The organism is Micromonospora sp. NPDC049559, assembly GCF_040676675.1.
Taxonomy (GTDB): Bacteria; Actinomycetota; Actinomycetes; order Mycobacteriales; family Micromonosporaceae; genus JBFAPK01.
Map to the genome: position 1 here is coordinate 1 of NZ_JBFAPK010000074.1, position 9,009 is coordinate 9,009.

Consider the following 9,009-nt stretch of genomic DNA (forward strand, 5'->3'; position numbering starts at 1 on the left):
GCGAGACCCCGTCCACGTGGATGCCGCGGGCGGCCACGTCGGTGGCGACCAGCACGTTCGTCCGGCCCTCCTTGAACTCGGCCAGCGTGCGCCGGGCGGCGCGGGGTGGCCGGATTGTCGCGGGGCGGCCGGGCATGGCGGGGTCGCCGGTTTGGAAATCGTCCCGGCGGGAGACCCCGTGCCGCAAAATATGTAGACCGGTCTAGTATTCAATCATGGCTGGAACGAAGGGCGCCGAGACCAGCGGTCGGCTGGTCGAGGCGATGCTCGAACTGATCCAGGCCCGCGGCTACAGCGGCACGGGCCTCAACACCGTGGTGGAGCAGGCGGGCGCCCCCAAGGGGTCGCTCTACTTCCACTTCCCGCAGGGGAAGGAGGCGCTCGGCGAGCGGGCCGTCGACCTCGCCGCGGCCCGATTCCGCTCCCTGCTGGCCGACGCCGAGTTGGAGTCGGCCGGCCCGGACGAGGTGATCCACCGCGTGATCGACGTGCTGGCGGGGCTCCTGGAGGAAAGCGACTTCCAACTGGGCTGCCCGGTCTCCGTGGTGACGCTGGAGATGGGCGCGCAGAGCGAGCGGCTGCGTACCGCCTGCGGGAACGCCTTCGAATCCTGGATCTCCCCGGTCGCCGAGTACCTCGTCGGGCTCGGCCGGTCCGAGGAGGCGGCCCGGACGCTGGCGACGGCCGTGGTGAGCGCCGTCGAGGGCGCGATGATCGTCTCTCGGGCACAGCGGTCGGTGGAGCCGTTGCGCCGTACCGCCCAGGTGCTCGCCGGGCTGCTGGACCAGCGCGCACCGGTGACGGAGGCGGTGTGAGCACGCCCGGCCGGCACGCCCTGGTCTTCGGGGCGAGCGGCCTCGTCGGGCGGCACCTCGTCCGCACGCTCGGCCGCGCCGGCGTACGCGTCAGCACGGCCAACCGCGGCCCCGAGGCGTACCGCCGGCTCACCCGCTGGCTCACCGACCACGGCCACGCGCACCCGCCCGTCGATCTCCGGGTCGACTTCGGGGCGCGCCCGCTGCTGTCGGGTGACGCGGCCGCGTGGGAGGACGTCACCGAGGTCTACAACTGCGCGGGCGCCTACCGGTTCGGGATGTCGGCCGAGGAGGCGCGCCGCGCCAACGTCGGGAGTGTCCGCGCCATCGTCGATTTCGCGGCGGGCCTTCCCCGGCTGCGCCGGCTCGTGCACGTCTCCGGTTACCGGGTGGGCGGGCAGGATCCGGGGCTGGTCCCGTGGAGCGACGAGCGGAGGCGGGACACGTACCGGGCCCTGGGCGCGTACGAGGCGTCGAAGGTCGAGTCCGACGCCGTCTTCCAGGCCGAGGCGGACCGGCTGGGCGTCCCGTGGTCCATCGTGAACCCGTCCAGCGTGATCGGCGACAGCGCCACCGGCGAGTCCGACCAGCAACTGGGTCTCGCGTCGAACCTCAAGGAGCTCTGGCGGGGCAGCATGGCGGCGCTGCCCGGGAACGCGAGCACGTTCGTCCCCGTGGTGCCGGTCGACTACCTCGCCCGGTTCATGACGCTGCTGCCGTTGGACGCGGCGAGCAGGGGTGGCGCGTACTGGGTGCTCGACGACGCGACCCCCGCCCTGCCCGACCTGCTCGCGCTGGTCGGCACGCACTACGGCGTGCGGGTTCCCCGTACCCGGGTCCCGGTCGGGCTCGTCAAGCGCCTGCCACCGGTGCTCACCAGGGCCGATCCGGAGACGCTGACGTTCCTGTCGAGCGATCGCTACCCGACGGACTCCGCCAACGCCTTCGCCGCCCGGCACGGCCTCGCCATGCCCGACACCACCGCGTCGATCCTGCGCTGGGCCGACCACCTCGCGGCCCACCGCTTCGGCGACGCCCCGGCCGCCGACCGGCGGTTCACCACCCCGGCCGGCGTACGGACCTTCGAGCTGGGCGAGCCGGACGCCGCCACGGTGGTCCTGCCGGGCCTGCCGGTCAGCGCCGACACCTGGGCGCCGGTCGTCGCGGCGCTGGGCAGGGCCCGCGCCGTGGACCTGCCCGGGCTGGGCCTGAGCGCCGGCCGGCGCGCCGACTGGCCGGGCTGGTTGGCCGCGCTGGTCACCGGGACCGGCGCCCGCCACCTGGTGGGCCACTCCGTCGGTGCCGCCGCCGCGCTGGCGGCCGCGGCGGCCCACCCCGGGTCGGTGGAGCGGCTCACGCTCGTCTCGCCGTTCTTCCTCCAGGCGCGGACGGGTGGCGTCGCGCGCTGGGCGCCGCTGAGCCGGTGGTACCTGCGCCGGGTCGACGCCGACGCCCTGGCGCGACGGCTCACCGGCGACGCGAACCGCGCCGACCAGCTCGCGTCCACCGTGGCCGACCTGCGTCGCGGCGAGGTCGCGACCAACGTCGCCCGGCTGCTGGCCGATGCCGCACGCGAACGCTGGCGCGAGGACCTCCGGTCCGAGCTGCGGCGGTATCCGGGGCCGGTGCACGTGGTCGTGGGCGGCGACGACCCGCTCACCCCCGAGGCGCGGGCGCTGCTGGAGGCGCGGCCCCGGACCGTCGTGACGGTCGTCGCGGGCGCCGGTCACCATCCCCAGTTGACACACCCGGCGGACCTCGCTCGGGCCATCTCGGGATCGCCGACATAAACTGGCCGGCGAACCGTCACCCGGCCCACGCGGGCGCGTCCGGGGTGGCTGTGATCAGGGCAGCTCACCCGCGACATGCGGGCGTGGCTTCTTTCACCCCGTGACCGACCGGCGTACCGTGTTGCGAGGACGCCCGGGTGGTCGGCTCGTGGCGTGGGGCCAACGACGCGGGACGGAGGCAACGCGATGCGCCCAGTACGCTTCGTCGCCCTCTCCGAGGACGGTCAGGCCATGGTGCTCGCCGACGAGGTGGGCCGCCTTCTCGCCCTACCCATCGACGAGCGCGTGTCGCAGGTGCTGCACGCCGAGCCGGGCGCGCCCGCGCTCAGCGTCGCCACCGCGAGCACCGACCCGCACCCCTCCCTGTCCCCGCGGGACATCCAGGCCCGCATCCGCGCCGGCGAGTCCGCCGAGGACGTCGCCCGGATCGCGGGCGTACCGGTCGACCGGGTGCTCCGCTACGCCGGACCGGTCCTGCAGGAGCGGGCGATGCTCGCCCAGCACGCCCGGCGTACCCGGCTGAAGTCCTCCGAGCAGAACACCCCGCTCGCCGAGATCGTGGACGGCCGGCTGGCCCAGCACGGCATCGACACGGAGAAGATCTCCTGGGACGCCTACCGGCGGGACGACGGCACCTGGCGGATCATCGCCACCTGGCCGTCGGGCAAAGCCACCGCGCAGGCCGTCTGGGACCTCGACAAGACCCGGCAGACGGTGTCGCCGCACGACGACATGGCGCAGTACCTCTGCGCCGAGCGGCCCACGCCCATCCTCGGGCAGGAGCCGCCGGCCGCCGAGCGCGGCGGCGGGCACGCGCTGCCCGGCCCCTCGCGCGGCGAGCCGAGCCGGGGCGGACACGGCCTGCCGGCCGCCGCGCCCGAACCGCGTCCGGGGCGGGATCCGATCCGCGCCGGCCGGGACGCGCTGCTCGCCTCGCTCGACCGGCCGCTCGGGTCGGCCGCGGGCCGCGGTCTCGAACCGGCGGCCCCCGCCGCGCACGCCGGCCAGGAGGCGCCGCGCCAGCGGGCCGTCTCGGGTGGCGCCGCGGCGCTGCTCGGCGGCGGCCAGGGCTCGGCCTTCGACGACGACGCCGACACCCCGAAGGAAGTGCCGGCCGTACCGTCGCTGGCGGTGCTGCGTCCTCGCCGGACGACCCCCGCGCCCGGCGAGGGCGGCGAGTCCGGCGGCAAGCCGCGCAAGCGGCTGCCGAGCTGGGACGACGTCCTCTTCGGCAGCGGGCCGGCCGCGCGCGAGACCTCCTGAGCCAGACGCCGACCCGACCGATCGGGACCGGGTCGGCGCGGCCCGGTCAGACCGGCGGTCGATGGGCCGCGAGCTGCCGGTTCACGGCCGCGGCGATCTCGTCCAGGGAGCGATCGAACGACTGCCCGGAGATCACGATTGGCGTACCGAACCGGGCCAGGTTGCTCCGCGTCTCCTGACGCAGCCACGGCCGTACCTGCCGGAGCACGGCCGCCGGATCGACCGGAAAGATCAGCAGGACCGGCACGTGCGCGGATCCGCGCGGGTTGACGCCCGGCCGGACGGCGGCGACCTCCGGCCAGGCCAGCCGCACGCCCATGAACGGCAGTCGGATCCCGTCGGCGCCGATCGCGACGACGGGTACGCGAAAGAGCGTACTGGCGACGACGGGGTAGCCGAAGATCCCGCAGATCAGCCCACCGAAGATCGTAATCAACCAGCCGGCCACGCCGGTCTCGATCAGACCCAGCCCGATGACGATGACGCCGAGCAGCAGGAGCATCAGGTACGGCAGGTTCGGTCGGACACGGACGAGCACCGGCAACTCCCTGGTCGGTCAGGCGAAGATCATAATCGGTCGCCCCGGGCGCTGGGAGCCCCTCGACGGGCGTGGCAGGGTGGGGATCATGGAATACACCAACCTGGGACGTACCGGCCTGTCCGTGAGCCGGCTCTGCCTCGGCACGATGAACTTCGGGCCGCACACCACCGAGCCGGACAGCTTCGCGATCATGGACCGCGCGCTGGAGCAGGGCGTCAACTTCTTCGACACCGCCAACGTGTACGGCCGGCAGCTGGGCGAGGGCGTCACCGAGCAGATCATCGGTCGCTGGTTCGCCCAGGGCGACCGGCGGGAGAAGGTCGTCCTCGCCACGAAGGTGTACGGCCGGATGGGCGACTGGCCGAACGAGCGCGGCCTCTCGGCCCGGCACATCGTCCGCTCCTGCGAGGACTCGCTGCGGCGGCTGCGGACCGACTGGATCGACCTCTTCCAGATGCACCACATCTCCCGGGAGACCCCGTGGGAGGAGATCTGGCAGGCCATGGAGACGCTGGTCGCCCAGGGCAAGGTGCTCTACGTCGGCTCGTCGAACTTCGCCGGCTGGCACCTGGCCGCCGCCCAGGAGTCGGCCGCGCGCCGCAACTTCCTCGGGCTCGTCTCGGAGCAGTGCATCTACAACCTGCTCACCCGCCACGTGGAGCTGGAGGTGGTGCCGGCCGCGCAGCGGTACGGCATCGGCATCATCCCCTGGTCGCCGTTGCAGGGCGGGCTGCTCGGCGGGGCGATCCGCAAGCTGGCCGAGGGCGCGGCGGGCCGGATCACCAGCGGGTCGGAGGCGCTGGCCACGCACCGGGAGACGATCGAGGCGTACGAGAAGTTCTGCGGCGAACTCGGCCATGACCCGGCCGACGTGGCGCTGGCCTGGTTGCTGTCCCGCCCCGGCGTGACCGCGCCGATCATCGGTCCGCGTACGGTCGCGCAGTTCGACGCGACGCTGGGCGCGCTCACCGTGGACCTCTCCGAGGCGTCCCTGGCCCGGCTGGACGAGCTGTTCCCGCCGATCGGCAAGGGCGGCCCCGGCCCGGAGGCGTGGGCCTGGTAGCGGGGCCCCGTGCCGGCGCCGCCGGTCAGACCGGCCAGGCGGCGAGCCGGTGGTACAGCGGTCGGGGGCCGAGGTGGCTGCGCATCAGCACCACCTCGGTCACCGGCCAGGACGGTCCGAGATAACCGTCGAGTGTGTCCCGGTCGGCGTCGACCGCCTCGCGGGGCAGCCGGTCGCCGGGGCGGGCGAGGGTCAGGTGCGGCCGGTACGGGCGCCGGTCGTACGGCAGCCGGGCCCGGCGCAGCTCCCGGCGGACCGCGCCGTGCAGGGCACGCAGCGCGTCGACATCACCCTGGAGCCCCACCCAGAGCACGGTGAAGCGGTCCCGGCCGAACCGGCCGCCGCCTCCGAGCCGCAACCGGGGCGGCTCGGGCTCCGGGGTGGCGCCGCCGACCCCGTCCCCGACCACCTCCGGTCCGACCACCGTGCCCGGCCCGAACGGGTCGCCCGGCGCCTCGGCGGCACCCGGACGGCCCGGCCGTCGGGCGTCCGCCCGGCGCGGTCGGCGCGGCGGCCGGCGCCAGGTCGCGGCGGCCCGACCGAGCGCCGCCTCGACGTCGGGTAGCCGTTCCTCCTCGACCTCGCCGAGGAAGGCGAGGGTGACGTGACAGGTCTCGCGGGCGGCCAGCCGGACGTTGACCCCGGCGGCGGCCAACTCGCCGATCCGCATCCGGTCGACCTGGGCGGTGAGGTCGTCGAGCGCCTCGGGCGACGGATGGATCGCCACGAACAGCCTCATCCGGCCACCGCCGTACGAACGCGGTGACGCGGCCCGGTCGCGGTCACCGGTACCGCCGCTCGCCGGAGCCGGTGGGCAGCACCATCCCGGCGCCCTGCAACTCGCCCTCCACCCGAATCCGCTCGATCTCCAGGTCGAGTCCCTCCAGGTCGGCCAGGTGCTCGGCGACGCCCAGACAGCGGCTGGCCAGCCGGAGCCGCTCGTCGTACGCCCGGAGGATCGCCTGGTGCCAGACCCCGGCGCGGCTGGATTCGCCGAGCCGCTGCCCACCGAGGCGGCGCAGCTCGGCGGCGATCTGCTCGATGGAGGCCCGGTCCGTCCGGTCGAACTCGGCCAGGTCGGCGTCCGCGATGCGCAGCTCCGCGGCGAGGGCGCGACCGAGCCGGCTGACGGTACGCCGGTCGCTTCGCCGCCGCCGCCATCGCGCGTACCGCCGCACGGCCCGGTCGACCAGTTCGTCCGCGCAGATGATCGCGGCCAGGACGGCAGGTAGACACAGCACACCGAGAAGCGCCAACGCCAGCACGAGCGCGTGCGAGACCGCCACGTCCTTTGACGCTAGGCGGCGCGGCGGGCCCTCGCCACCGATTTCGTCCTCCCGGACCGCCGCCCGTCACCGCGACCCCGTCACCGCGACCCCGTCACCCCCGCCGCTGACCGACGATTTTTTTTGTCTTGACAGAATGAGTTGTCGGTGCGAGGGTATTGGCATGTTCGACATCGCAGTGATCGAGGACCCGGCGGCGGCCGAGGCGTCGCTGGACCCGACGCGGGCCCGGCTGCTCGCCGCGCTCGCCGAGCCGGCCTCGGCAACGATGCTCGCCACCCGGGTCGGCCTGGCCCGGCAGAAGGTCAACTACCACCTTCGGGCGCTGGAGCAGCACGGCCTGATCGAGCTGGTCGAGGAGCGCCGCAGGGGCAACGTGACCGAGCGGGTCATGCGCGCCACCGCCGCGTCGTACGTGATCTCGCCGCTCGCCCTGGCCGCCGTACGCCCGGACCCGGCGCGGACGCCGGACCGGCTCTCGGCGCGGTGGCTGCTGGCGGTCTCCGCCCGGCTCGTCCAGGACGTCGGCGCGCTCATCACGGCCGCCGACCGGGCCCGCAAGCGCGTGGCGACCTTCACGATCGACGCCGACATCCGGTTCGCCTCCGCGGCCGACCGGGCCGCGTTCACCGACGAACTCGCGGCCACCGTCACCCGCCTCGTCGGCAAGTACCACGACGAGCGGACCACCGGCGGGCGCGCGCACCGGGTGGTGCTCGCCCTGCACCCCAGCCTCAACCCCCCGACCGGCACCACCGAATCCGAGGAGTCCTGACATGACCACCATGACCAGCCCCGCCGTCGGCCACACGTACCCGGTCGAGCGGGCCTCCGCGACCACCGTCACCCGCACGCGGCGCCGGCGGCGCGCCCGGGCCGTCGGCGTCGCGGTGGCGGCGAGCAGCCTGCTCTACCTCGGCGCCCGGGCGCTCGGGACGGACTTCGTCCTCACCGACCCCGGCGCCACCGAGCCGCACCCGCTGATCCTGCCCGAGATCGCCGTCTTCGCCCTCGTCTTCGGGCTGCTCGGCTGGGGCTCCCTCGCCCTGCTGGAACGGCTCACCCGGCACGCCCGGACCGTGTGGAGCGTGCTCGCCGGTACGGTGCTGGTGGCCTCCTTCATCCCGGTCTTCATCGAGCGGGCCACGGTGGACACCCGGATCATGCTCTGCCTGATCCACGTCGCGGTCGCGGCGGCGCTGCTGCCGATGCTCCGGCACCGCGCCCCGACCCGCGCCCGCTGACCCCGCCCCTCAGCTGCCCGCACCATTTCCGTCAACAGGTACAGAGACACAGAAAGAGGCCACGTCATGGGACACCCGTTCGAGCTGAGCAAGGAAATCGAACTGCCCGCCACGCCGGAGCAGGTCTGGGCGGCGATCGCCACGGGTCCGGGCATCGACTCCTGGTTCATGGGCCGCAGCGAGGTCGAGGCCGGCGAGGGCAACCGGACCCGGTTCACCATGGCCGGTCACACCGAGGAGTCGACGGTGACGGCCTGGGAGCCCGGCAAGCGGTTCGCGCACCGTACCGATCCGGGACCGGACGGCACCTTCATGGCGATGGAGTACCTCATCGAGGGGCGCGACCAGGGCGCGACCGTGCTGCGGCTGGTGCAGAGCGGCGTCCTCGGGGACAACTGGGAGACCGAGTACGAGGCCATGCAGATCGGCTGGAACATGTACCTGGAGACGCTGGCGGCGTACCTGGCGCACTTCCCCGGCCGTACCGGTATCCCCGTCTCGGCGTTCCGGCCCGGCGCCGGCGATCCGGACCAGGTCTGGGCGGCCGTGGCCGGCGCGTTCGGCGTCACCGGCCCGGTGACCGAGGGCGCGCCGGCCCGGCTCGAACTGCCGGGGCTCGCGCCGGTCGAGGGGGTGGTGGACCTCGCCGGGCTGCCGACCTACTTCGGCGTACGCACCCCGGACGCGCTCTACCGGTTCATCCACTCCGGTACGGACCGGGGCAACGTGCTGGTCCTCGGGCACCACATCTTCGCCGCCGACGCGGACCCGGCGGGCACCGAGCGGGCCTGGCAGGAGTGGCTGAACGGACTGCCGATCGGCTGACCGGCCGGGGCCGCGAGCCCGAGGCGGGTTACGCCCTAAGCCCCGCGCGGAAAACCGGCCGGCGACACAGCCGGAAGCGACCCAGCGGAAGCGGAAAGGCGGCCCGCCCACCCCGTCGAGGGCGGGGCGACCGGCTACCACGTCTACCGCAACGGCACCCGGGTCACCTCGTCCCCGGTCGG

At 74.3% G+C, this 9,009-nt stretch carries 10 protein-coding genes and 1 pseudogene; 7 read left to right on the forward strand and 4 right to left on the reverse strand.

The window, feature by feature from the left end:
- Positions 1 to 91, reverse strand: a pseudogene (locus tag AB0J86_RS38520) (helicase-related protein); the annotation flags it as partial.
- 124 nt (positions 92 to 215) lie between these two features.
- Here AB0J86_RS38520 and AB0J86_RS38525 point away from each other — a divergent pair.
- The 3 genes from AB0J86_RS38525 to sepH all read left to right on the forward strand — a co-directional run bounded on the left by AB0J86_RS38525 (position 216) and on the right by sepH (position 3,868).
- A complete protein-coding gene (locus AB0J86_RS38525; RefSeq protein WP_363863766.1) occupies positions 216 to 815 on the forward strand; it encodes a TetR/AcrR family transcriptional regulator in 600 nt (199 codons plus the stop codon).
- A complete protein-coding gene (locus AB0J86_RS38530; RefSeq protein ID WP_363863769.1) occupies positions 812 to 2,605 on the forward strand; it encodes an alpha/beta fold hydrolase in 1,794 nt (597 codons plus the stop codon). The genes AB0J86_RS38525 and AB0J86_RS38530 overlap by 4 nt, the downstream gene beginning before the upstream one ends.
- 186 nt (positions 2,606 to 2,791) lie before the next feature.
- The gene (gene sepH / locus AB0J86_RS38535; protein ID WP_363863772.1) at positions 2,792 to 3,868 is read left to right on the forward strand and encodes a septation protein SepH; all 1,077 of its coding nucleotides are present in this window, start codon (positions 2,792 to 2,794) and stop codon (positions 3,866 to 3,868) included.
- Between the two features lie 46 nt (positions 3,869 to 3,914).
- Here the strand turns inward: sepH and AB0J86_RS38540 are convergent, their stop codons facing one another.
- The gene (locus AB0J86_RS38540; RefSeq protein WP_363863775.1) at positions 3,915 to 4,406 is read right to left on the reverse strand and encodes a hypothetical protein; all 492 of its coding nucleotides are present in this window, start codon (positions 4,404 to 4,406) and stop codon (positions 3,915 to 3,917) included.
- An 88-nt stretch (positions 4,407 to 4,494) separates the two neighbouring features.
- Here AB0J86_RS38540 and AB0J86_RS38545 point away from each other — a divergent pair, with 88 nt between their 5' ends.
- Positions 4,495 to 5,472: an aldo/keto reductase gene (locus tag AB0J86_RS38545; RefSeq protein WP_363863779.1), complete on the forward strand. Its 978-nt coding sequence runs from the start codon at positions 4,495 to 4,497 to the stop codon at positions 5,470 to 5,472.
- Between the two features lie 25 nt (positions 5,473 to 5,497).
- Here the strand turns inward: AB0J86_RS38545 and AB0J86_RS38550 are convergent, their stop codons facing one another.
- Positions 5,498 to 6,211, reverse strand: coding sequence for a 2'-5' RNA ligase family protein (locus AB0J86_RS38550; protein ID WP_363863782.1), 714 nt, complete (start codon positions 6,209 to 6,211; stop codon positions 5,498 to 5,500).
- 43 nt (positions 6,212 to 6,254) lie between these two features.
- Positions 6,255 to 6,758, reverse strand: coding sequence for a hypothetical protein (locus AB0J86_RS38555; protein ID WP_363863785.1), 504 nt, complete (start codon positions 6,756 to 6,758; stop codon positions 6,255 to 6,257).
- Positions 6,759 to 6,921: 163 nt separating this feature from the next.
- Between AB0J86_RS38555 and AB0J86_RS38560 the strand changes: the two genes are divergently transcribed.
- The 3 genes from AB0J86_RS38560 (at position 6,922) to AB0J86_RS38570 (ending at position 8,827) form a co-directional block, all read left to right on the forward strand.
- Entirely contained in the window at positions 6,922 to 7,533 is a 612-nt protein-coding gene (locus AB0J86_RS38560; RefSeq protein ID WP_363863788.1) for a helix-turn-helix domain-containing protein, read from the forward strand.
- 1 nt (position 7,534) lies between these two features.
- Positions 7,535 to 8,002: a DUF6069 family protein gene (locus tag AB0J86_RS38565; protein WP_363863791.1), complete on the forward strand. Its 468-nt coding sequence runs from the start codon at positions 7,535 to 7,537 to the stop codon at positions 8,000 to 8,002.
- Between the two features lie 66 nt (positions 8,003 to 8,068).
- Positions 8,069 to 8,827: an SRPBCC domain-containing protein gene (locus AB0J86_RS38570; RefSeq protein WP_363863794.1), complete on the forward strand. Its 759-nt coding sequence runs from the start codon at positions 8,069 to 8,071 to the stop codon at positions 8,825 to 8,827.
- Positions 8,828 to 9,009 lie beyond the last annotated feature (182 nt).